Annotated in this window: 21 protein-coding genes; 14 read left to right on the top strand and 7 right to left on the bottom strand. The window is 42.3% G+C overall.

Translation table 11 applies throughout. From position 1 onward, the window contains the following. On the bottom strand, positions 1–402 hold a 402-nt coding region (locus tag ACFE93_RS05005; protein WP_375472295.1), incomplete at its 3' end, for a calcium-binding protein. A gap of 381 nt (positions 403–783) precedes the next feature. Here ACFE93_RS05005 and ACFE93_RS05000 point away from each other — a divergent pair. Next, positions 784–1464 carry a polysaccharide deacetylase family protein gene (locus tag ACFE93_RS05000; protein ID WP_375472294.1) on the top strand — a complete coding sequence of 227 codons (681 nt, stop codon included), beginning with the start codon at positions 784–786 and terminating at the stop codon, positions 1462–1464. Positions 1465–1495: 31 nt separating this feature from the next. Here ACFE93_RS05000 and ACFE93_RS04995 read toward each other — a convergent pair whose 3' ends face one another. Both ACFE93_RS04995 and ACFE93_RS04990 read right to left on the bottom strand, forming a co-directional pair. Next, complete coding sequence (locus tag ACFE93_RS04995) at positions 1496–2626, bottom strand: class I SAM-dependent methyltransferase (RefSeq protein ID WP_375472293.1); 1131 nt, start codon at positions 2624–2626, stop codon at positions 1496–1498. Positions 2627–3329: 703 nt separating this feature from the next. Beyond that, entirely contained in the window at positions 3330–4307 is a 978-nt protein-coding gene (locus tag ACFE93_RS04990; RefSeq protein WP_375472292.1) for a carbohydrate kinase, read from the bottom strand. Positions 4308–4670: 363 nt separating this feature from the next. On the opposite strand from ACFE93_RS04990, the gene ACFE93_RS04985 reads away from it, so the two are divergent. The 4 genes from ACFE93_RS04985 (at position 4671) to rfbB (ending at position 8253) form a co-directional block, all read left to right on the top strand. Further along, on the top strand, positions 4671–4934 hold the full coding sequence (locus ACFE93_RS04985; protein ID WP_375472291.1) for a LuxR C-terminal-related transcriptional regulator: 264 nt from the start codon (positions 4671–4673) through the stop codon (positions 4932–4934). A 423-nt stretch (positions 4935–5357) separates the two neighbouring features. Then, positions 5358–6059, top strand: coding sequence for a DUF6391 domain-containing protein (locus ACFE93_RS04980; protein WP_375472290.1), 702 nt, complete (start codon positions 5358–5360; stop codon positions 6057–6059). An 84-nt stretch (positions 6060–6143) separates the two neighbouring features. Next, positions 6144–7139 (top strand): glycosyltransferase, encoded by a 996-nt coding sequence (locus ACFE93_RS04975; protein WP_375472289.1) that lies wholly within the window; start codon positions 6144–6146, stop codon positions 7137–7139. 52 nt (positions 7140–7191) lie between these two features. Continuing rightward, the gene (rfbB, locus tag ACFE93_RS04970) at positions 7192–8253 is read left to right on the top strand and encodes a dTDP-glucose 4,6-dehydratase (protein ID WP_375472288.1); all 1062 of its coding nucleotides are present in this window, start codon (positions 7192–7194) and stop codon (positions 8251–8253) included. 181 nt (positions 8254–8434) lie between these two features. Here the strand turns inward: rfbB and ACFE93_RS04965 are convergent, their stop codons facing one another. Further along, positions 8435–8761, bottom strand: coding sequence for a hypothetical protein (locus tag ACFE93_RS04965; protein WP_375472287.1), 327 nt, complete (start codon positions 8759–8761; stop codon positions 8435–8437). After that, positions 8754–8891 (bottom strand): hypothetical protein, encoded by a 138-nt coding sequence (locus ACFE93_RS04960; RefSeq protein ID WP_375472286.1) that lies wholly within the window; start codon positions 8889–8891, stop codon positions 8754–8756. Before ACFE93_RS04960 ends, ACFE93_RS04965 begins: the two co-directional genes overlap by 8 nt. A gap of 396 nt (positions 8892–9287) precedes the next feature. On the opposite strand from ACFE93_RS04960, the gene ACFE93_RS04955 reads away from it, so the two are divergent. After that, positions 9288–10481, top strand: coding sequence for a serine/threonine protein kinase (locus ACFE93_RS04955; protein ID WP_375472285.1), 1194 nt, complete (start codon positions 9288–9290; stop codon positions 10479–10481). A gap of 133 nt (positions 10482–10614) precedes the next feature. Here ACFE93_RS04955 and msrA read toward each other — a convergent pair whose 3' ends face one another. Next, positions 10615–11283, bottom strand: a complete 669-nt coding sequence (msrA, locus tag ACFE93_RS04950) for a peptide-methionine (S)-S-oxide reductase MsrA (RefSeq protein ID WP_375472284.1) — start codon at positions 11281–11283, stop codon at positions 10615–10617. A 429-nt stretch (positions 11284–11712) separates the two neighbouring features. On the opposite strand from msrA, the gene ACFE93_RS04945 reads away from it, so the two are divergent. The 7 genes from ACFE93_RS04945 (at position 11713) to ACFE93_RS04915 (ending at position 20630) form a co-directional block, all read left to right on the top strand. After that, entirely contained in the window at positions 11713–13284 is a 1572-nt protein-coding gene (locus tag ACFE93_RS04945) for an ATP-binding protein (RefSeq protein WP_375472283.1), read from the top strand. A gap of 440 nt (positions 13285–13724) precedes the next feature. Further along, positions 13725–14603 (top strand): STAS domain-containing protein, encoded by an 879-nt coding sequence (locus ACFE93_RS04940; protein ID WP_375472282.1) that lies wholly within the window; start codon positions 13725–13727, stop codon positions 14601–14603. 11 nt (positions 14604–14614) lie between these two features. Beyond that, positions 14615–15028, top strand: coding sequence for an STAS domain-containing protein (locus ACFE93_RS04935; protein WP_375472281.1), 414 nt, complete (start codon positions 14615–14617; stop codon positions 15026–15028). Continuing rightward, complete coding sequence (locus tag ACFE93_RS04930) at positions 15015–15413, top strand: anti-sigma regulatory factor (protein WP_375472280.1); 399 nt, start codon at positions 15015–15017, stop codon at positions 15411–15413. The genes ACFE93_RS04935 and ACFE93_RS04930 overlap by 14 nt, the downstream gene beginning before the upstream one ends. Position 15414: 1 nt before the next feature. After that, complete coding sequence (locus tag ACFE93_RS04925) at positions 15415–16422, top strand: ATP-binding SpoIIE family protein phosphatase (RefSeq protein WP_375472279.1); 1008 nt, start codon at positions 15415–15417, stop codon at positions 16420–16422. A gap of 88 nt (positions 16423–16510) precedes the next feature. After that, positions 16511–18661: an ATP-binding protein gene (locus tag ACFE93_RS04920; RefSeq protein ID WP_375472278.1), complete on the top strand. Its 2151-nt coding sequence runs from the start codon at positions 16511–16513 to the stop codon at positions 18659–18661. Further along, positions 18654–20630, top strand: a complete 1977-nt coding sequence (locus tag ACFE93_RS04915) for a response regulator (protein WP_375472277.1) — start codon at positions 18654–18656, stop codon at positions 20628–20630. The genes ACFE93_RS04920 and ACFE93_RS04915 overlap by 8 nt, the downstream gene beginning before the upstream one ends. Positions 20631–20912: 282 nt before the next feature. On the opposite strand, the gene ACFE93_RS04910 is transcribed toward ACFE93_RS04915, so the two are convergent. Then, positions 20913–23108: a recombinase family protein gene (locus ACFE93_RS04910; RefSeq protein ID WP_375472276.1), complete on the bottom strand. Its 2196-nt coding sequence runs from the start codon at positions 23106–23108 to the stop codon at positions 20913–20915. A gap of 78 nt (positions 23109–23186) precedes the next feature. On the opposite strand from ACFE93_RS04910, the gene ACFE93_RS04905 reads away from it, so the two are divergent. Further along, positions 23187–24542, top strand: a complete 1356-nt coding sequence (locus ACFE93_RS04905; RefSeq protein WP_375472275.1) for a proton extrusion protein PcxA — start codon at positions 23187–23189, stop codon at positions 24540–24542. The last annotated feature ends 22 nt before the right edge of the window (positions 24543–24564 follow it).

Raw genomic sequence — 24564 nt, 5'->3', positions numbered from 1 at the left:
ACCGCCATCAATGGTGTCAAAGCCAAAGCCACCATCTATGAAGTCATTACCTGCTTCACCACTGAGAACATTATTGGCATCATTACCAACAATCGTATCGTTGCCAGCTGTACCAATTAAATTCTCAATGCTGACTAATTTATCCGTGAGAGTAGAATTTCCCGGAAACTTAACTACACCAGTAGAGAGATTGGCATCAATTGGGCCGGAAAAGAAAGCATAAGATGTGGTATCAGTTCCAGTACCGCCATCAATGGTGTCAAAGCCAAAGCCACCATCTATGAAGTCATTACCTGCTCCACCAAACAGTTTGTCATCACCATCAAAGCCTCTAAGGGTATCGTTGTCACTACTGCCGAAGACAACATCATTGCCATTAGTTCCGTAATAATTAATTGCCACGAAAGTTTATCCTTAATAAAGGTTAATTGTTAATATTAGGACTTACAATTTGACAAAAAGACAATTATATGATATAGTATGTAATTTTATTTTCCACCTACTTCTGTGACTGCGATATTTCCTGTTGATCTGACAACTAAAAAAATAAGTTGAGTCAGCTAGGCAGGAATAGATCGTGAGTGGAAACTACATTTCCAACTTGGAAACAGGAACAAGGTAAAATTTACTAACATTACAAGGAATGCTAACCCATATAACTGTCCATTTGTACAGCGTGTAAGTTCTAGATATTAAGACTGTTAAGTGTGCAAATCACACTTAACAGCCCTATATTAAGTAATCAGTGTAGTTACGCAAGATTACGGAAAAACAAAAAACTTTATGCAGCTAGCTCCCCTGTTTCCAATTTTATACCGCATTCTCCAGCCAAGTTTTCCCAACTGCCTTTGGAGTGGAAATCCCCATACTAAAGCGATCGCACTCACATTCGATGATGGCCCCCATCCTCAATACACACCCGAAGTCTTAGCAGTGTTAGATAGTTACAAGATTACAGCGAGTTTTTTTTGGTTGGGTGTTTGCGTCAACCGTTCACCAACCATTGCTAAAGCTGTTAGCGATCGCGGACACTGGATCGGATTGCATGGCTACGATCATCGCTCTTTTCCCATGCTTTCCCCAAATGACCTGAAGGACAGTTTAGAAAAAACCCAAGCTGCAATTTACAATGCCTGCAACCTGCAACCTCAACAAGTGCGAGATGTTCGCCCCCCCAATGGTTTATTTACACCTGCGACTTTAAATTTTTTTTCTCAGTGGAATTACCGCCCAGTTATGTGGAGCGTTGTACCAGAAGACTGGGTATGTCCAGGCGTCATCACCGTGGTAGAGCGAATTATGCAGCAGGTCAAAAATGGTTCAATAATTGTTTTGCATGATGGTGCTTGCGGTGGACAAGATGTTGCTGCCACAATTCAAATTCTCATTCCACAACTGCTACAACAAGGTTATGAGTTTGTAACTGTTGATACTCTATGGCAGCAAGCTCAGACAACCCATTGATAACTCGATAGGTTGGGCGATCGCTAAATTATTAGGACTTACCTAACAGGTATTGACCGTTACCAAGAATTTCACCATTACAACCGTCAAAATACTGTATACACAAGAGCAAATAAAGTCTCCACATCCGGCAGAACTTGTCATAGTTCATGCCATAATTCAAATCTTTGATTTTTGCTTGATTTTGGTCAAAATTGATCAACCAATTTCTGAGGGTTTTTGAGTAGTTAGCACCATTTAAATACCATCGATTAATAGTTTTCAAGTCTGTATCAATCTTTGGTATGACATCATAATTCCACACCCGCATATTGGGGAAAATATATTTATTGATAAAAGGATGGGTTATGTTGTCAGGTAATTTGGTTGTAATTATGTGAATTAAAACCTTACCATCATCTTTGAGGAAAGCAGCCAGTTTTGGGAATGATTTTGTTAAATTACCTACATGTTCAAATAGCCCAATCGCCATAATTTTATCAAACTTAGTCTCTAAATCAATATCATTAAAATCCTCTTCATATAGAGTAAATCTATCTGAACTGAGGTAACTGGTAGAATCTTGCATTTTTTTCCGCATATATTCGCATTGTTGATGGCTCAAATTAACAGCCGTTACTTTCACATGTGGAAACCGGGAAAGAATGTAATTTGATGCAGAACCCCAACCGCATCCCAAATCTAAGATTTCGTCTCCGTCTTCGATACCTGCTTTTGCAATCAAATCGTCGAGCATGTCAATTTGAGCTTGCTCAAGGTTGGATGCTCCTTTTTCCCATAAAGCCATCGTGTATTTAGGATATAAAACTTCTGTTTCTTTCAAGATCAGACTGAACATTTTTTCGGGTAGGTTATATTGAACATTCATTAGTTCGTGTGACCCTTCCGCAAGGCGATCGCTTTCTTGCAACAACCATTCATAGGGAACTAAAAGAGCAGGAAAATACTTGTAGCTGATTTGTATGGAGAGATTTAAAAGGGCTTTAAGCAGAGAATCGGGGATTTTTAGCCCATTGATATAAGCCTCTGCTCCCGCCATTAAGATTGCATTAAATCCAGCGATCGCTGTGCGGCTCGCTTGGTAAGCAATTCGACTTTTACTATTCACATTTCCTACTAAAGCAGTATGTTTTTGGATATCTTTTGGAATGCTGAAAGTCATGTATACACTCCCGATATTTCTATTTAAATTTTTAGTTGTATTCGGGTTATTGTCAGATTTTGGCGATCAATGACGGGCTGCTTAAGGCAGTCGTAATGAAATAAGTTTCACTGCCAAGCATGAAAATGTCTTTCTCTCACTCTGCTCTTTCAAGTCACAGAGCAGAAGTTTTAAGAAATAAAACTTCATCTTTTATTGTGGTGTAAGGGTTGCAGAATCTCTGCATCACAATCTCGTCTTAAAGTAGTATCTAAGTCTTTGTCACAAGTTCCACGACTGCAGGCAAAATGTTTAAAACTTTTCTGCCTTGTGCCTCCTGCCCTAAAGCGAGTAATTTTTAATCATCATCACCAAAGGTTGCCAATAACCTCTATTTAGACTTATGATAAAACCAAATAAAAATGAGATTTATAAAACCAATCTATTGTATTAAAAATTAACATTTTCTTAGATTATAAAGCTTAATAAAGACTCTAAGCTAATTTCCCAAAGGCGTATGCAAAAAGATTACATTTATTACTTAGGACAGAAGCATTTGCATCTAATCCAAAAGTGTTTATCTTCAGGTTCAAAAACTATTTGATAAATTGCATTTACATTTATTGTGCAATATGACCACAGAATGGCATGAGGCTTTTCGTCCATTTTCTAGTCAGGAGTATCAGCCTTCAGTGGCTGATATCCCAGTGACTTATGCTAGTTCCTAGAGTTTATTTGCGGCGAGAAAAGCTTCGACTTCAGCAGCAGTAGGTTGAGAAGCGATCGCACCTGGTTTAATAGTAGTCAGTGCCCCAACAGCACTAGCATAGGTGACAATGCGTTTTGCGGTTTCGGCATCTCGCAAGCTGTGGATACCATACTGACTCAGTTGGTGGATGAAACCTGCCAAAAAGCTATCTCCTGCACCAGTTGTATCAACTACAGGGATGGAAAAAGAGGGTAATCTGCCTTCGTTCTCACCCAGACAATAAGTGCAGCCGTTTTCTCCATCTGTCACCAGTACTCCCTCAATTGAAGCTAGACGATAAGTGATGGCTCCGGGATCTGCGGTTTCAAATAGCCATTCAGCTTCTTCTTTGGAGAGCTTGAGGAAATCAACTCGCTTAAATAATTCTGGAATTTTTTGATGGGCGATGTTTGGCTCTTTCCAAAATACAGGACGCCAATTGACATCCAGTACAATTTTTAAGTCGTAATGTTCTGCTAACTCTAAAGCGCGATGAATTGCCTCTTCAGTTTCAGGATAGGCTAATTCTAAAGTACCCAAAACCAGAAAATCTGCCTGTTGAAACAACGAATCTGACAATTGTTTAGCTTGCAAGCGAGTATCGGCAAATTCGGCAGTATCGTACTGACCAAATCCGGCAAAGGTGCGATCGCCAGCCAGATCCCGTGTAACATAAACTTGCCGCGTTGGTGCTGTGGAATGGCGTTGTACTCCCGTAATCTCTACACCTACATCTTGTAATAGCTTGACCAGTGCATTACCTGGCTCATCTTCGCCAACGGCTCCGATAAATCCCGCTGACATTCCCAGTTTGACTAAAGCACAGGCTACATTAGCTGGTGCCCCTCCTGGATAAGGAGTCCAAGATTTCACTTGTTCCAGCTTTAGCCCTAATTGATCGGCTAAACAATCAAACAAAATTTCACCAAGGCACAAAACACGGGGATTGCTCATCTCATTTTCAATTTTAGATTTCGATTTAGGATTAGAAATTTACAGTATAAAATCTACAATAGTTTTTGCTAATCTGTCGCCAGTCCTTCATAGAATTAAATAGCAATTTTTACTACTTCTATAGCCTGTATATGCTTCTAATCCTCGCTTATTTTAGATAAGTGCGTAGAGGACATATTTATCAAAATGAGCTATATTTATTACTAAAAATGTAGTGTAGTTTATATTTTTGCCAACTTGAAATCCAAAGAAAATATTGACAATCATATTACTGCTAACACTTGAAACCCCTACCAAGAAAAGAATCTTCTAGAATTAGAAAGAGCGATTAAGTACATATACCAAGGGAGGATAGAAATAGTCATGGCTGGTGGCAAGTCTGAGACCCCCGTTAGTCTGTCAGACAGAGAACTGCAAATTATCGACTTAGTAGCCGCTGGCTTAACTAACCAAGAGATTGCAGGAAAACTGGAGATTAGCAAGCGTACAGTAGATAACCATATCAGTAACATTCTCACCAAGACCGAGACAGAGAATCGAGTAGCCCTTGTCCGCTGGGCTTTACAGTGGGGCAAAGTCTGCTTGAATGATGTCAATTGTTGTACTCTACCTGACCAGATTGAATAAACAATTTACTAGTAGAAGCGTAATTGCTTTGGTCTAGTAAATTACAAGCCAATTTTGAGTTTTACTGATTGTTCCCCTCCTTACGCCTTTGTGTCAGTGTGAACACTCTACCAAAAGTTCCGAGTCCTTCACTCAGCCGGAGTTTATGTTATTGGAGCCAGCTGACCCTCGGACTCGGAAACTATCAAAGATCGGAATTTTTTTCCAAATTCAGCAGAACAGATATAGGACTGGGGAAGGTGGGGCCCCCTCTGGGGATAAGGGGTAATGGGGACTAGGGAGAAGTATCTACAATGCCCAATGCTCAATGCCCCATGCCCCAATAAAACAATCATCTACAAAAATTAGCAACAATTCAGTGGTGCAAGCGTTACATTTGAAAGAAATCTATGTTGCCCCATCGGCTTTGGGAGTAGTGTTCCAATGAATACTTCCGCTTCTTTTCCGGGTAGCTTGTCTCCCTTTGAATTTTTTAACTTTGATTTTACGATACCTGTATCTGAGAAGGTTCTGAGTCTGGAAGACCAATCTTCCGACTTTCCGCAACCCACACAAGATGCTGACTTACTCAGACAGCTATCGTTTATTCCAGGGTTGAAAGAAATTTTGATGCTGCGACAGGTTCATGCTTTAGAACATGCTACTGTTTGGGTTCTTAGCGAATCAAAAAGCGCCTATTCTGCTCTAGCAGAATCCACTAACGTTCAACTAGATAATGAATTATTAGGCGGTTTGTCTACTGAGCAGGGATTCTACCTCTATGGTGAGGTAAATATTAGTGATTTGCGGCGTGCAGTCACACTTGCTCGATATCGCATTACCAGTGGAGAATGGGATTTGGCTGTACATCCCCGTTGTGGCACAAATTTATCAGTAGCAATGCTCTTAACGGCTGGACTAGCTGTCGGTGTGCATCTGTTACTACCATTTCGACCAATCGAGCAACTTATAGGTTTGGGGTTAGCAGCAACGACAGCCGCGGAACTCGCACCTGATTTAGGTTCTGTGGTACAGCGTTACCTAACAACTGCCATTCCTTTTAACCTAGCAATTGAAAATATTACCCGTACACGCGACGTTTGGGGGCGTGAGGCACATTTTGTTAAAGTAGGCTGGCAAGAATGAAGAGAGCAAGAGGGGGAACCAATTCAAAATTCAAAATTCAAAATTCAAAATTACTCCCCTAATGCCCAATGCCCTAATAAAATTATGAGAAAACTTTACTTCTTACTTCCCGGTACAGATAGCAAATTTGCCTGTGGTGGTCTTTGGGCTGAATTAAAAGCGCTTAATCTGGCTCAGAATTTCTGTAGTGCTGATGTTGTAACTTACCGTCAACGAGAAAAAGATAAGCTTTTTATTGATGATTTGTTAAAAGAGAAAAATTTAAACGATGTAATTTTTGTGATCAGTTGGGGATTTGATATAGCTCAACTGGTGGCTAAACTTAAGCAACATAATGTCGTTTATCATGCACATAGTGCAGGTTATCCATTTAGGCTACCTGCAAGTATTCCAATCATGACTGTTAGCCGCTATACAATGGGATATTGGGGAGAAAAATCACCCAACTCTCTGATTTATTATTTGCCCAATCAAATTTATGATGAGTTTAAAAATTTAGGTTTAGAACGGGATATTGATGTTTTAGTTCAAGCTCGGAAGTCTTCTGAGTATTTAATAAAAGAATTGATTCCAGCGTTGCAAAAACGTTGTAAAGTATTGGTTGTTGACTCATACATAGAGGATTTACCTGGACTATTCAACCGAGCTAAGGTTTACCTCTATGATTCGGCTGAGTACTGGACACAACAGCGTGTTAGTGAAGGATTTGGTTTACAACCAATGGAAGCTCTTGCTTGTGGTTGTCAAGTATTTTCTAGTGTCAACGGTGGACTAGCTGATTACTTAGACCCTGGATTTAATTGCTATAAGATTGCTGGATATTCTCAAGAATATGATGTCCAACGGATTTTGAAAGTGATTGAATATTCAGTAGATTTTAGCTTATCTGAAGATTTTTTGATTGAGCATCGGACTGAAAAGATTATTAAGCGTTTCCAAGTTATTTTGGAGGAGTTAAATGAGTTTTTTGACCACAAAATTCATCAGCCATCTAATATTAAGGATTTGACGAAAATACGGATGGCAAAATTACTCGCTCAGAGGATATATGGGAAGCTGAGGAAGAAATATTTTAGGTAATAAAAAAGAACCGCAGAGGCGCACAGATCACAGAGAGAAGAGAGGAAATTGAATGAGTCGGCGGTTATTAGTTACTGGAGGTGCGGGGTTTATTGGGGCGAATTTTGTCCATCACTGGTGTCAGGTTTATCCAGACGATCGCGTGGTGGTGTTGGATGCTCTTACTTATGCGGGGAATCGTCTGAATTTAGCGCTGGTTGAGGATGGAGAGAATTTTCGGTTTGTGCAGGGGGATATTTGCGATCGCACCATCATAGATAACCTATTATCAACGGAAAATATTAATACCATCGCCCATTTTGCCGCTGAATCTCATGTGGATCGTTCGATTCTTGGCCCAGCTGCTTTTGTGCAAACTAATGTGGTCGGAACTTTCACCCTACTAGAAGCTTTTCGGAAACATTGGGAGACAAAAGCCCAGCCATCTGATTATCGTTTCCTGCACGTTTCTACTGATGAAGTCTACGGTAGCCTGGGCGCAGATGACGCAGCTTTTTGTGAAACTACATCTTACGCTCCCAATAGTCCCTATTCAGCTTCAAAAGCTGGTAGCGATCATTTAGTCCGTGCTTATTATCATACTTATCAACTTCCAACTATTATCACAAATTGCTCTAATAATTACGGGCCTTATCAGTTTCCCGAAAAGCTAATTCCCCTAATGTGTATCAACACTTTGATAGGGAAACCATTACCTGTTTATGGCGATGGTAAAAATGTACGGGATTGGCTTTATGTGGGCGATCATTGCCGTGCTTTAAATGTAGTAATTAATCATGGTCAACCAGGAGAAACGTACAATATTGGTGGTAATAATGAGGTGGAAAATATTAACCTTGTCCAACTTTTATGTCAAATGATGGATGAATTAGCACCTGATTTACCAGTACATCCAGCAAAGCAGTTGATTACTTTTGTTAAGGATAGACAGGGACACGATCAAAGATATGCAATTAATGCGAACAAAATTAAAACTCAGCTTGCTTGGACACCTTCAGTAACAATTGCTGAGGGTTTACGTTTAACTGTTGAATGGTATCTCAATCGTCGTGATTGGTGGGAACCTCTGCTGTCTGCGGAATATCAAGCTTACTATCGCAAAAATTATCTGTAAAATAATCACCTAAAATTCGATTAACTCCATTAGTGACAAGTTAAAAACAAGTGCTGACATAAGTAATTTCTGTAAATTTATGAATAAAGACTTATCTAATGCTAAGTCTGCTAAGTACTTTGTCTTTTTAACTTTTATATCAACAATTGGTAACGTTTACTAGCTTCTTTAGCTTGTCTCATCAAGAATTATTTCTAATTAACTGCAATAATATTGACTCAAGACTTTGCAATGCAGCGTTTGTGGTGCGCTGATGTTCTTCAAAATTACGCTGGTGTTGTTCAAAATTACGTTGGTGTTGCTCATGACTATCACGTAACTCTAGAAGTACATCATCTAAAATTGCGCTACGAGCTAAAACACGGTCAACATTAGTGGTTAGCTCTCTCATTTCCTGCCTTAGTTCATCCAATTCTACTTGAGCATTAGCTTGTCTTTCAGCCAATCCTAAAATTATTTGTTCAGCACGATCTAGCCTATTAGGAAAGTATTCGGGTGTGTCAGTCATTTTCTTTATGTTCAACTCCTACAATTTTACGTCTTCTATTAGCTGGTATGGTGCGGGTTACTAGTTTGCCTTTGGTATTGGCTTTGCAGATGATTAGTTGCGATCGCACTTTGCCTATCGTTCTCAACAATTTTTTATAAAAGTACCAAAATATACAGTTTTTTAGGAGGCAATCAGATTTACAGTAGGACTTACGCAAAAAACCTCTCTAACTCTTATTCCTCTGTGTTCTCTGTGGTTTGATTTTCCGTTACCTGTGCGTAAGTCCTGTACAGGTATCGATTTGTGCTCAATACCTTCGGTGAGCTTCTGTACGAGACGCTTCACGTAGCTTGCTTCCCCGTAGGGGTACGCTAACGCCAAAGTTTTCGGTCTAAACAATAATTCGCATTAACTCTCTAGAGAACCTCAAAGTTGGAATCTTCAACTGCTTTCAATAAATTATCTGGCTCCCCAGTTTTTGTAGATAATGACTATCCTTGAATATAAGGGAATTACATCAACGTAAATTGCCAGCAGGTGTAAGATGCTGCAACCAGAACAAATATTACAAGATCGTTATCAAATCCAGCGCCAACTCGGCGACAATGGAATTCGCCAAACTTGGCAAGCATTGGATTTACAAGCCTCTGATGGCGAAAATTCGACCGTTGTGGTCAAACTTTTGGCCTTTGGCGGTACTGTGCAGTGGGATGACCTGAAACTTTTTGAGAGGGAAGCACAAATTCTTAAACAGCTAAATCATCCCCGCATTCCTCGATATATAGATTATTTTTGTATCGACGATCGCACACTCTGGTTTGGCTTAATACAAGAATATATACCTGGTGAGTCGCTTAAGGAAAAACTTGCTGTTGGCAAAAGGTTTAGTGAAAAGCGAGCGCGAAAAATTGCTGTTGAAGTTTTAAATATTCTCACCTATCTACATGAATTGAATCCTGGGGTCTTGCATAGAGATATTAAACCGAGTAATTTAATCTGGGGCGACGATAATCGAATTTATTTAGTTGATTTTGGCGCAGTTCAAGATAAAGCGGCAAGAGAAGGCGTTACTTTTACCGTTGTCGGTACTTATGGTTATGCCCCAATGGAACAATTTGGTGGTCGAGCGGTTGCGGCTTCAGACTTATATGCACTGGGAGCGACTTTGATTCATTTGCTTACTGGAACTTCCCCTTCTGATTTACCCCAGCAGGATTTGCGACTACAATTTACAGATCGAGTTAACTTGAGTCCCAGTTTTGTCAGTTGGCTACAAAAGTTGATAGAACCCGCTCCCGAACAAAGATTTACTAGTGCTAATCAAGCGCTGAATGCCCTCAAATCGGGACTAACTGTCAAATCTGCAAACAAGAATCAGCTTTTGCCGCTAAAAGAAATCATCAACAATTCTGGATGCGGGATCAATAATCACAACGAAACAGTCCCAGAGGAAATTCTCGGTTGGAATTGGGGCGCTTTTTTGATGCCTTGGTTGTGGATGTGGCCGAATCAAGTGTGGTATGGTTTATTCTGTTTTGTACCTAATGCTTGGTGGGTAATGGCGATCGCTCTTGGTGCAAAAGGCAATGAATGGGCTTGGAAAAGTAGACGGTGGCGCAGTATTGAACAATTCAAAGCCCATCAAAGAGGCTGGGCGATCGCTGGTATTCTACTTGGAGCGCCCATTAGTATTATGTTGTGGGTTAGAGCGATCGCTTTGCTCAAATCGGCATTTTAAGTAAGGGCATTGGGCATTGGGCATGAAGAAGAGACAAGGTAGACAAGGAAGAGGGGGAAAACAAGGGAGAGATTTGTTCAATAATTCCCCTTTGTCCCCCTTGTCCTCTGCTCCCCTGCTCCCCTGCTTTCTTCTAACTACTAACTTGCGATTCAACTACACCCACGGGACAAGATACATTTGTCCCTCCTAAACCACAATACCCGTTGGGATTTTTCGCCAAGTATTGCTGATGGTAAGCTTCAGCGTAGTAAAATTCCGGCGCATCCAAGATTTCTGTAGTAATCTTGCCATAACCTGCGCTGTTGAGTGCTTGCTGATAAGCTTCCCGCGATGCTTCTGCTTGCTGCTTTTGAGTTTCGGAATATACATAAATTCCTGAACGGTACTGAGTGCCAGCATCATTACCTTGACGCATCCCTTGGGTGGGATTGTGGCTTTCCCAAAAGACTTTGAGTAGTTCGGCATAACTAATCACTTTGGGATCAAACACAACCAACACCACTTCATTGTGTCCGGTTCGCCCACTACATACCTCTTCATAAGTAGGATTAGGTGTTAAACCAGCAGCGTAACCGACTGCGGTGGTGTAAACTCCTTTAAGTTGCCAGAATTTGCGTTCTGCACCCCAAAAACAGCCCAAGCCAAAGATTGCCTTCTCTAATCCATCGGGAAAAGGAGGTTTTAAGGGATTCTTATTGACATAATGAGTAGCGGGTACTGACATAGATTGCGCCCTTCCTGACAAAGCTTCTTCAGGTGTGGGCATAACTGCCTTTTTGCCAAATCCGAATAGTGCCATTGATTTTGACTCTGATATATATCTTTACCTTATTTACTATTCTAAAGATTCTCGCGATTGCTTGGGCTGTAAGTATAAATATCTTAGTTGATATCGAAGATGCGGCGAAGGCGCACCGAGGCCGATTGGGCCAGTTGCGTAAGTCCTGATTCAAATAATTTTGTTCCTCACGACACTGTTCTCTTGAAAATTTACACGCAGGAACTTGAGATTGGTGCAATCAAGCTGTTTTCACAAAAATTAAATCCAGGCTATAACTTGGCAAAATTGAAATTGATTGCTCAAAAATTTAAAGATAGTCGTTCCTAAGAGACTTAATCATATAAGCTAAAATTTTGAATTCTTCATCAGAAATTTAAACAGGATTTAAGAGTTATTTTTAAATTTTAGACTAAATTAGTTGTTAATTATTTTCACTTTTTATAAAAAATGTTGTTACAACCTCGAAAATCCTCAGAGAAAGCTAGTTCCCAATCTGTAAAACTCTTACGAAGAAAAGCACTCCTCAAAGCAGCGTCATCCCAAAAAATTATCGCTATTACCGTTGAGAAAATTCGTCAGTCTCTTGATTTAGAATATATTTTCCAGACAACCACTCAAGAAATCAGACAATTGTTTAACTCTGACCGCGTGATTTTATATCGTTTCAATCCAGATTGGAGTGGAACAATTGTGTCTGAATCCTTAGCACAAGGGTGGTTACCTTTGATTCAGCAGCAGGTGCATCAACCAGAATTAGTAGAAAATGTCAGTGAATGTAGCTTGAAAAATTTATCTATTCCTCCAATTGTAGATACTTACTTACAATCTACACAGGGAGGACGCTTTTCTCAAAATGAAACCTATCGCGTTTGTGAGGATATTTACAGTGCTGGCTTTAGTAAGTGCTACCTCTCCATTCTAGAGCAATGTCAGGCAAGAGCTTATGTGATTACCGCTATTTATCAAGGTCAACAACTTTGGGGACTGCTAGCAGTTTACCAGAACGATTTGCCTCGAAAATGGCAAACAGATGAAGTATATATACTGACCCAAATTGCTTCTCAGTTAGGTATAGCATTGCAGCAGGCAGAATTACTCAAACAAACTTTTACTCAAAAGCAAGAACTCGCTGCAACTCTCAAAGACTTACAGCAGGCTCAAGCTCAGTTAATTCAAAATGAGAAAATGGTTAGTTTAGGGCAACTCGTAGCTGGAATTGCTCATGAAATTAACAACCCAGTTAGCTTTATTTACGGCAACCTCAAACCGGCTGATGAATATACCCAAAATTTATTTTCACTCTTAGACCTCTACCAAAAACATTATCCTCAATCAGTCAAGGCAATTGAAGAGTTTGCAAATAAAATTGAACTAGATTTCTTAAGATCAGACTTCCCTAAATTATTCAAGTCGATGATGATGGGAGCAGAGCGGATTCGAGAGATTGTGCTATCATTGCGGACTTTCTCACGCTTAGACGAAGCTGAGATGAAAGCGGTTGATATCCATGAGGGAATTGATAGTACAATGATGATTATCCAAAGCCGCCTTAAGCCTACCGATGAATGCCCGCAAATTGATGTGATCAAAGAATACGACAACCTCCCCTTGGTTGAATGTTATGCTGGGCAGTTAAACCAAGTATTTCTGAATATTTTAGTGAATGCGATCGATGCTTTAGAAGATTCAGTACTTAGAGGTCGCTGGGCAACAAAACACAATATTTTGGATAATCCCCGAATTTATATTCGTACCCAATTACTAACGCCAAATCAAGTCACAATTCGCATTGCCGATAATGGACTGGGAATACCGGAAGATATTCAAAAGGAAATATTTAATCCCTTTTTTACAACTAAGCCCGTTGGACAAGGTACGGGGATGGGACTGGCTATTAGTTACCAAATTATCACACAAAGACATAATGGTTCTCTAGAATGCATTTCTCAACCAGGAGTTGGTACTGAGTTTATTATTCGCATTCCCCTAATTCAGCAAAGTAAAATTTTTCACGCTTGATTTTATGTCTCTACCTTTTGAATAGAGCTTTTAAACAAGTCAGAAATATTTTCACAAGAGTAGTCAAGAAGCATGGCAGGCGCACTAGCAGCAAGCGTGAGCACTGTGTCAGTTGTGTAAGTCCTGTTAAATACAGCAGAATTCAGAACTCAGGAGTTAGAATGAGCTACGCCTTGCTGTGCTAAGGGTTTTTTAGGTAAATAGTTATTAGCAGGCAAACCAGCCATCAGATTCATCAAAAAGTTAAACACGCTTTTTAGACGATCGCATTTTTTTATGACTTCTTTGCCGATTATCAATCTTAGCGTAGGCGAGCATTTACCGCAAGCATCGCTCTATGTCTGCCCAATTGATCGCACTTCATGCCTAGCAAGCTTTTAGGCTTTTTGTAATCATCGCTTTCAGCTTGGGCTGAATCAGCATACACTGATTTTGAACTAATGAAAGCGGTTGCCCTTACAGAAACGATGAGTGAAAGTAAGATATCAGAAATATTGGAAACCTTCGAGGCAGACTTGCTGTCGGAGTGGACTCAGGAACTAGCCAGTGTCAATATTCGCAGAGGCTTGATTAAAGAAGGCCAGCTCAAAGAGGAGTGCCGGGAATTCCTAAGTTTGTTTCGGATTGCCATTGGGCGGGGCAATTTTACCAATATTCAGGCAGTGCAGTGGCAGGAGATGCGGGAGATGCTTAACAGTATTTCTCGATCGCGATCGCAAAATGGCTTCACACCCTCAGAAACGGCTACATTCGTCTTTTCGTTCAAGCAACCCCTCTTCAAGCGAATGCGCGAACAATTGAAAGACTCTACTGAGTTGGGTGAAAATATCTGGCTAGCCACAAACTTACTGGATCGGCTAGGATTGCTGACAATTGAAGTGTATCAAAAGACGCGGGAAGAGGTGATTTTGCGGCAGCAGGAAGAGTTGATGGAGCTGTCTACCCCAGTGGTTAAACTTTGGGAGGGAATTTTGGCATTGCCGATTATCGGCACCCTCGATAGTGCCCGCACTCAAATGATGATGGAGTCGTTATTGCAAAAAATTGTCGAAACCGGTTCCGAAGTTGCCATCATTGACATTACTGGCGTTCCCACTGTTGATACCCTAACTGCTCAACATCTGCTTAAGACCGTTACCGCTGCCCGTCTCATGGGAGCCGATTGTATGATCAGTGGCATTCGTCCCCAAATTGCCCAAACGATCGTTTATCTCGGCATTGATTTGGCTAATGTAGTCACGAAAGCAACGTTAGCCGATGCCTTTCTCACGGCGCTAAAACGCTTGGGAGCAACCATTACCCACTCTCAATCCAAATAGGTAGATAGGAAATGGAACGTATTCCTATACTCAAAATGGGCAATTTTCTACTTGTGACGATCCAGGTAGATATGCACGATCGCCTCGCCATGACACTACAGGACGATCTGACCAACAGCATTACTCAAACTCAAGCTCACGGTGTGCTGATTGATATTTCTGGATTAGAGATTGTTGATTCCTTCATTGGTAGGATTTTAGGCAACATTGCCAGAATATCACGGGTGCTGGATGCTGAGACAGTTGTTGTCGGGATGCAGCCTGCCGTGGCAATCACCTTAGTGGAATTGGGGATGTCGCTGACGGGCATTCGCACTGCCCTAAACGTCGAAAAGGGTATGGCACTGTTGCGATCGTCACTCGGTGAAACCACAAATCAAATCACTGCCACGAAACGGCGTGTAGATGACGATGGAGAAGACTGAAACGATCAACATTCAATCTTCTACAGATGTAGTTTTAGTTCGGCAGGCCGTGCGCCAGCTTGCCGTAGAGATTGGCTTTGGCTTAGTAGACCAAACTAAAATTGTGACTGCCGCTAGTGAGTTAGCTCGCAATACCATAGACTATGGTGGAGGCGGCACAGTAAAACTAGAAACTCTTGAGCAAGGAAGACGACGAGGACTCAGGTTGACCTTTGAAGATCGAGGGCCGGGAATTCCCGATATTGAGTTGGCGCTTAAGGATGGGTTCACGACGGGGGGCGGGTTGGGTATGGGGCTGAGTGGTGCCAAACGACTGGCCAACGAGTTTGAAATTCAGTCTGTAGTGGGAGAAGGGACACAGGTAACAATTGTACGATGGAAATAAAATGAGAGATTCTGTCGCCATCACAATTATTGAATCCAGCCAGACCGGAGAAGCTCGTAGAGCAGCGATCGCTTTGGCAACTCAGCTTGGCTTTCAGGAAACGGAACGAGCTAAGGTTGGTATTGTGGTGACAGAAATTGCTAACAATCTGGTGCAGCACGCCCGCGGCGGAGTAGTGCTGCTGCGATCGCTCAAGCAACATTCCAGAATTGGCATTGAAATCTTATCGCTAGATAAAGGACGGGGAATGGTCGATGTGGATGAGTGTTTGCAAGATGGCTTTTCCACAGCCGGAACTTTAGGCAATGGAATGGGTGCAATTCGTCGCCTTTCTGGTTTATTTGAAATTTACTCCATTCCCAACCAAGGAACAGCGCTCCTGGTTCACCTTTGGCTAGGCCCAGCACCTCATCTGCCTGAGAAGATTTTAGAAATTGGAGCGATCTGTTTGCCCAAACGAGGAGAAGAGGTTTCTGGAGATGCCTGGGCTTGTGAAATCGACAATTGTCGCAGTCTGTTGCTATTAGCCGATGGCTTAGGGCATGGGCCTGCGGCTGCCAGTGCTTCTGAAGCAGCCGTGAGAATGTTTCAAGAACATTATCACCATTCTCCTGGTGCGATCGTCGAAGCTGCCCACGCCGCCTTGCGAAGTACACGCGGAGCAGCACTCGCCATTGCCGAAATCGACTTTGAACAACAGTCTGTCCGCTTTGCTGGAATTGGCAATATTGCTGCCAGTATTTTCTCCTTTACTGAGCATCACAATCTGTCATCTCACAATGGCACAGTCGGACATGAAATCCGCAAAATTCAAGAGTTTAGCTATTCTTGGTATGCCAACGGACTTTTAATTATGCATTCTGACGGATTAAGCGTTAAGTGGCAGCTCGATCGCTATCCAGGCTTGATGCAAAAACATCCCAGCCTGATTGCAGGTGTGCTATACCGAGACTTTAACCGAGAGCGGGACGATGTGACGGTGTTAGTCGCCAAAGGAATGGGCAAATGACTAAATAATTCGTAATCCGTAATTCGGAATTCGTAATTAAAGTTATAAACCCTGAAGAAAGTGCAATTTTGAATTGGAGCGAAGCGACTTGACAATCCTTTTGGCGATCGCCATCCAGTACGAACAAGATGTTGTGCAAGCTCGGCAACGAACTCGTGAGATCGCCGAGCAGTTGGGCTTTGATGCTCAAGATCGGGCGCGATTGGCAACGGCAGTTTCCGAAATTGCCCGCAACGCCTTTCAGTATGCCAAAGGCGGAACGGTTGAATTTTGCGTGGAAGGAGAGCCGCAGGCGTTTCTGATTCGGATTCAGGATCGGGGTGGGGGCATTCCTCATTTAGCAGAGGTTTTGGCAGGACGCTACACCTCCAATACAGGAATGGGGCTAGGCATCGTAGGCACCCGCAAGTTGATGGATTTCTTTGAGATTGAATCGCTACCAAAGCAGGGAACAACGGTAACAATCGGCAAAAGGTTATCAAAGCGCACACCCACTTTCACCGATTCCCAATTGCAGCAGATTCGAGAAACCGTAATTGGACAATCGCCCGAAAATCCCTATCAAGAAATCCAGCAGCAAAACCAAGAATTACTCCGGGCTATGGCAGAGCTACGGAAGCGCGAGGAAGAACTGAACCAACTCAATCAGGAACTGGAAGATACTAATCGCGGTGTGGTTGCCCTTTATGCAGAACTGGATGAGAAGGCCAGCTCCCTGCAACAGGTAAACGAGTTAAAAACCCGCTTTCTCTCGAACATGAGCCACGAGTTTCGCACGCCGCTCAACTCGATTCTCTCCCTCTCTCGGATGCTGCTAGCACGGATGGATGGCGATTTGACTATCGAGCAAGAAAAGCAGGTGACATTCATCCAAAAGGCAGCAAGCGGATTATCAGAACTGGTCAACGACTTGCTGGATTTGGCAAAGGTGGAAGCTGGAAAAATTGAAGTGCATCCTAGTTCTTTTGAAGTGAGTGACTTGTTTGGCACGCTGCGGGGAATGCTGCGCCCATTATTGGTTCAAGGCTCCTCTGTGGCCCTGATTGTCGAGGAACCTGAAGGTATTCCGCCCCTCTATAACGATGAGGGGAAAGTCGCTCAAATTCTGAGAAACTTTGTCTCGAATGCGCTCAAATTTACCGAGCAGGGAGAGGTGCGTGTCACCGCTGTGCAAACAGGTCATGCCGTGACCTTCTCTGTATCTGATACGGGCATCGGCATTGCTCCCGCCGATCGAGAGCGGATTTTTGAGGATTTTATGCAAATTGAGTCCCCTCTGCAAAAGCAGGTGAAGGGAACCGGTTTAGGATTGCCGTTATCGCGCAAGCTAGCGGAGCTAATTGGCGGCAGCATTTCGATGAAAAGTCGGCTGGGTGAAGGCTCTACCTTTACAGCATTGATTCCGATCGTCTACCCAAATGCCAGCGAATTGACCACCGTACTGCAACCAATCGTATCAGTTGAGCCAACTCGCCTGCCCATTCTGGTGGTTGAAGATCATCCAGATACCCTATTTATTTACGAAAAACACCTTCAAGAATCAATCTATCAATTGATTGCTACCCGCACCCTAGCTCAGGCAAGACTTGCCTTAGAACAATTTCGACCGACGGCGATTATGCTAGATATTCTGCTGGAGGGGCAAAACGGTTGGACGTTCTTGCGAGAAATCAAAGGGGATGAAACAACCCGTACTATCCCTGTACTCGTTATTACCATCATTGATAACGAGAAGCAAGCACTGGCGCTAGGAGCAGACGGTTTTCTAATTAAGCCGGTAGACAGATTGCCCCTGTTGAACAAACTTAATACGCTAATTACTGAGAACAAGCCGCAAAAAATCTTGTTAATTGACGATGACCCCGCCTATCGGTATCTGGTGAAACAGTTGTTAATAAATACACCATTGAGTATTTTAGAAGCCGCGAACGGACAGGAAGGATTAAATTTGGCACAACGCGAGCAACCAAACGCGATCGTACTGGACTTGGAGATGCCAGAGATCGGTGGGTTTGATGTACTCAAGCAGCTTAAGAACAATTCCATCACTCAGCCGATTCCTGTGATCATCCACTCATCTGCCCAACTGGATGCAGAAGCGCATAGCCAATTAGCGAAACAAAGCATTGCCATTGTTTCCAAAGAAACAGGCTCTCAAACCACGGCGATCGCCCAACTTCAAGATGCGCTCGTCAAAGCCGGACTTGTTCTAAAGGTTTCAGGGGAAAGTCATGTCTGAACCACGGGTTACGATCCTGCATGTTGACGATAACGAAGCCAATCGTTACGTTGTTAACCGGATTTTGCAAAATGCAGGTTTTAGTGTTCAGGAAGCGGCAACTGGAGCGGCAGGATTAGAAGTTGTTGCTAGCTTTCAGCCGGACTTAGTAATTTTAGATGTCCAATTACCAGACATGAGCGGATTTGAAGTTTGTCGCCAAATTAAGGCAAACCCGGAAACGGCTTTTATCCCTGTGCTACACCTTTCTGCAAGTTTTGTCCAAAGCCAGGATAAAGCAGAAGGCTTAGATAGCGGTGCCGATGCTTATCTGGCGCAACCCGTTGAACCAATTGAACTGCTTGCCACTGTGCGATCGCTCCTACGAATTCGCCGAGCAGAGGAAGCTGCTTTGTCCTCAGCGCGGGAGTGGCAAACTACCTTTGACTCCATCAACGACGGCGTGTGTCTGGTAGACCGTGAAGGTATAATTCTGCGCTGTAATCGAGCGATGATGCAGATTTTTGGCAAGCCCTCCCAGGAAATCTTAGGTTGTGCCCACCATAAATTGTTGATGGAAGCAGAATTAGGAATCGGCGATGGCACTTGTTTTCGCCGTGCAAAAGAAACTCACCAACGGCAAATTCTTGAATTTCAGTCTCAAGAACGGTGGTTTGCCAAAACCATCGACCCGGTACTTGATGAGCATGGGACTCTCACAGGCGTTGTTTTGATCCTGTCTGATATCACCGAACGTAAACGAGCAGAAGCTTTGCTGCAAGAGCAAAACGATCGCCTCAATCAACTGATGATTTCTTTGCAGCAACAGACTGAACAAGCGCAGCAAGCCAACCGCATCAAAGATGAGTTTCTAGCAGTGCTATCTCATGAATTGCGATCGCCCCTGAATCCGATTCTAGGTTGGGCAAGAATTCTGCAAAAGAGTCACCAAGATGCAGCTAAAACTCAGTACGCCCTGGAAACGATCGAGCGCAACGCGAAACTGCAAGCACAACTAATCGAAGATTTGCTCGATGTGTCGCGTATTCTCCAAGGTAAGTTGAGTTTAAACACAGTTCCAGTCGGTCTAACTTTTACCATCAAAGCTGCTCTTGAAACTGTGCGGCTTGCTGCTGAAGCTAAATCCATTCACATTGAAACAATATTTGAACCGAACGTTAGGCAAGTGTTGGGTGATTCTGGTCGCCTGCAACAAGTTATTTGGAATCTACTTTCTAACGCAATTAAATTTACCTCACAGGGTGGTCGAGTAGAGGTGCGGTTAGAAAGTATAAATGATCAAGTAGATACTCATCCTACGGAATACACTCAAATCACTGTCAGCGACACTGGTAGGGGTATCTCTAATGACTTTCTGCCCTACGTCTTTGACTACTTCCGCCAAGCCGATGGGACAACGACGCGAAAATTTGGCGGGTTGGGCTTAGGGTTAGCGATCGTGCATCATTTGGTTGAATTGCACGGCGGAACTGTTCAAGCAGCCAGTCCTGGAGAAGGGCAAGGAGCAGTGTTTACAGTCAAACTGCCACCGATCGCTGCTTCAAAATTTAATCAAGATAATAGTGCCGATCGCGATCGCTCAGACTTCAATCTCAATGGATTACAAGCGCTGCTTGTAGACGATGACAAAGATTCGCGGGAGTTCATTGCCTTCGTGCTAGAACAGTACGGGGCACAAGTGACTGAAGCCGACTCAGCACATGATGCTCTGAGCAATTTGGGGCAAGCAAAATTTGATTTGTTAATTAGTGATATTGGTATGCCTGATATGGATGGCTACACACTAATTCGTCAAATTAGAAAACAGTCACCCGATCGGGGCGGAGAAATTCCCGCGATCGCGGTGACTGCTTATGCAGGAGAAATCGATCGACAACAAGCACTAGCCGCCGGATTTCAACAGCATATTTCTAAACCAATTGAGCTAGAAGTATTAATACAGGCTATTTTGGCTATAGTAAAGGTCTAGCAACCTGAATTTTAAGGTTTTTGGCGCTAACTGAAACTGTATTGATTTATAAATATCCTCGCCACAAACTTTTTTACTTTAGACTAGAAAGCGAAACTCAACTTGATTGCTGTTTGGTTGATTTCACCCCCGAATATTCTAGGAAGTTTCGCTAATATAAACAAATATTTTTGTTTGTTTAACTGATAATTAAAAATGATTAATAATTCATCAGATTTTTGGGCAGAGAAATCGGCTATAGCCCTACTTAATCATTCGTGAATAAAGAGAACCCTGATTTCTTTAAAAAGCCGGGTTTATGAGCTTCTCAGTAGATTCCGAAATAACCGTTACACAAGCATTTACTAAGGGTAATAGCGGCCCTAATTGCTCTTGTCCATTTACGGCTAAATCGCTGTGACACAAATAAACTCTCTCGGATACACGAGACAATAAATCTGTCAAAATCCTTTGCAATCGTTGTTCTTCTGCTAATTTCTCATCTTCTGCTGTCCAAGGTTCGCCTAACCTGTCTCGCAGGAAAAACGGCGCACCAAACAAAGTAGCCGCACCACCTTTCGCCCATAGGGGTGAACCAGCATCCAGCCAAAAATGCCACTGGTGCGATCGCCTACTAGATCGATATTGAAATATGGTTGCTAGGGTGACAGCTTTTCTCGCTCCACCAATGGGACGCACAGGGTAAGCGTTGGCGGTAATCGTACCACGTCGCAGTAGTTGAATAAATTCAATAATAGTTGTGTGAGGCGTTGTCTCCACTGGGGCAATTTGTCGTAACCTAGTGTCAATTTCCCAGTAATGTTGGGCGGTTTCTAATAATTCCCGCAATGCTGCTAGTTGTTCGTAGGGAAGATTACTCCCATTCCACAAAAAACGTTGAATTGCTCTGTCTAACAGAGAAATGGGACTGGGAATTAACCGCAATTCTTGTTGCGATCGCTGCTGTTCTAACCACTGTAATATCTCACTATAGGCTGTAGTCGCTGCATAGCCGATTCGATCCCAGCGCTCGAAGGCTGATACTGGTAGCAAGTTGGGGCGATCGGGATGGGGTACAAAGCAGTAATCTGCAATCAAACCAGCACGTACCGGGTCAATATCAGTAGAGACGCGATTCATCGCGTCTGTAGAGTTTTCAGGGGGTTGTTTCCTACTCAACACAACCAGCATTTCGGCGACGGCATCCCGATCTACGAGTCGTCCCAAGCCGGGATAAACTAGTGCCAGCATGGTGAGTAAGGCGCGAATGACGGGTGAACTAATCAAGGGACGTTGGTCATTCAGCGATTCTACTTGGATGTTTTGCTTGACGAGGATTTCTACTAGAGTATAACGAGCGATCGCATCTAAACCTGGTGCAATAATCGCCACTTCTTCTGGTTGCACTTGCTGGGATTGGATGGCATTAGCAATTACCTCTGCTGTTTGCCGCAATAATTGGGCGCGGGAGGTGGTTTGAATTGAATGCACTGTTTTTGGTAAACTCAACAGTACCATCGGTTCTGTGACTAATTCCACCATCTGTTTAGTCAGTTGTTCGCTCAGAGACTCTGGAGGCGGCCCATTCAAAATTTCTACCCGACAACGCTCTGCTAACCCTTCTAGGTAGTTGGGATCTGCTCCCAATCCCAATCGCACCGCACCGTCAGGATTGTAGCTAAACGCGCCAACTGCACCGCAATCTAATAGCAACTCAAACAAAAGACGCGCTACGCTAGGATAGTCATCGACATCATCCGCCAGTACCGCCTGATAGCGTTTAGTTAGGTGCTGCTGGTAATTGCGATCGCTTAACAAATGCTGACTATAAAGTTCGGTAATAATCCCATAAGTCAGTAACCCCCTCTCTAAACACCAATTACGCCAATCTAGTAGCAAAGATGCCAAAAATTCCGGCTCTAAAGTTGTGGGATTTTCCCCAAAACCCTTGGCCAAAATCTGGGTAATATCTTCGCAAGGTATACCACTGTAAGCTGCTAATTGTAATAAGTCCAAGATGCGACGCACTAGGCGAGATTCATTCACTCCCGCAATACGTAAAATTTCTTCGTCTAATTGGGGACGCCAAAGTTTGGTTGCTAACTCTTGCTCTGTTTCTGGTCGCAATCTTACCGGAAACTGGGCCTTCAAGTTCAACGAGTTAATGAGCAACGGCCAAAATAAAATAACTTCATCCTGAAAAAAACCTAGTGGCGTTTTGGCACGAACCGGATATTTACCCAATGTAGATGTAACAATTACATCTCCTAGCTCTCGACGATTATCATCATTGGCAGCTAAAACTAAAACTCCCGGCTGTGTTTGTTTAAAATATAAAAATTCAGATACATGACCAGTTTTTTTACGTCCTGATTTTTTCGTATAAAATGATTCAGTATATTGTGTTTCTGATTTTACCCAATTACAAAATTGCTCTACCAAGCGAGCCGTCTTACCACTACGGCTAGTGCCAACAATCCAAACCGAATGAGAAACCACAAACTTTCTCCTTGTAGATTTGTTAGTATACCTCGTGCGTTAACTTAAGGTTAATAGTCATCAAATAATGCTGAATGATTGTCTGCAATGAAAAACTCTGTTTTTAGTCAAAAAATCTATTCTTTCTTACTTGCTGCTTATCGATGGTACTTACAGACTCCTGAACGTTCTTTATATCAAGCTTACGATGCAGCATTAAAGATTCAGGAAATAGAAGATAAGCATTTTAATGGTAATAAAATAGACATTGACTCGACCATGTACAGTAACAGTGTGATGGATTATTTTGAGTCTGACCTCAACAAGCTATTAAAAATTGCCAGGATGCGGCTGACGGAGTTTAGAGGAAGCCGTTGGTTTCTAAATGAAGAGAATCAAAAAGCTGCTCAAAAAGCAGGTATAGAGTATCTCAGTCCTTCTTTAGTTTTGGAAAAGCTAAACTTTATCGATCGAGTTATATCTAAATACACAACAAATTCCGATCAAATAACTTCTAACGCTTTAGTAGTCAAACCTCCAAGTCTACCGATTAACTCTGTAATATCTGACGACAAATCGCTGCTCGTTAATACTCCAATATTACCACCCAAAATATCAAATCAAGACTTAAATCATAAACCAAAAGCTAAGAGTAAAACCGATACAACGGGTGTTTTACCTCGCTCTATTTTAAGTACTATTACTCGTCTGCAAGTTGAATTAGACCCTAATTCGGAACAAGAAGTAATTCAGAATTTTCGTCAAACTCAAAAAAGAACAATAATATCTCTCAGGTTTCTTTTACTATTAATTATCGTACCACTTTTAACGCATCAGATAGCAAAAACTTTCGTAGTCGGCCCAATTATTGAGAAATTTAGAAACACTGAGGAAATGCAGATATTTCTCAATTCTGAAATGGAAGAGGAAGCCTTTGAAAAATTACAAACATTTGAAGAAAAGCTCAAGTTTGAAAATCTCATTGTCAAAGCTCCTCCACTGTTACCTGAGCAGATAGAGACTGAAATGAAAAAGAAAGCAAAAGAGCTAGCTGAAGAATCTCGTCACGAAAGCTCTGGTGCAATCAAAAATATTTTTGCAGATATGTTTTCGGTGGTTGCTTTTATCTGGCTTTTGTTAGCCAGTAAGTCTTCTATTGCTGTGCTCAAAGATTTCTTTGATAATATTGTCTATGGACTTAGTGATAGTGCCAAGGCATTTATCATTATTTTGTTTACTGATATCTTTGTAGGATTCCACTCTCCGCATGGCTGGGAAGTACTTCTAGAAGGAGTATCACGTCATTGGGGATTACCGGCAGATAGAAATTTTATCTTCTTATTTATCGCTACATTTCCGGTGATTTTAGATACTATCTTTAAGTATTGGATTTTCCGATATTTGAACCGGATATCGCCTTCTGCTGTTGCAACTTACCGTAATATGAATGAATAGGGAATAGGGCATTGGGCATTGG

Source organism: uncultured Nostoc sp., from assembly GCF_964247315.1.
Classification (GTDB): Bacteria; Cyanobacteriota; Cyanobacteriia; order Cyanobacteriales; family Nostocaceae; genus Nostoc.
The sequence above is the reverse complement of the archived record's forward strand: the minus strand, read 5'-3'. Positions and strand labels throughout refer to the sequence as shown.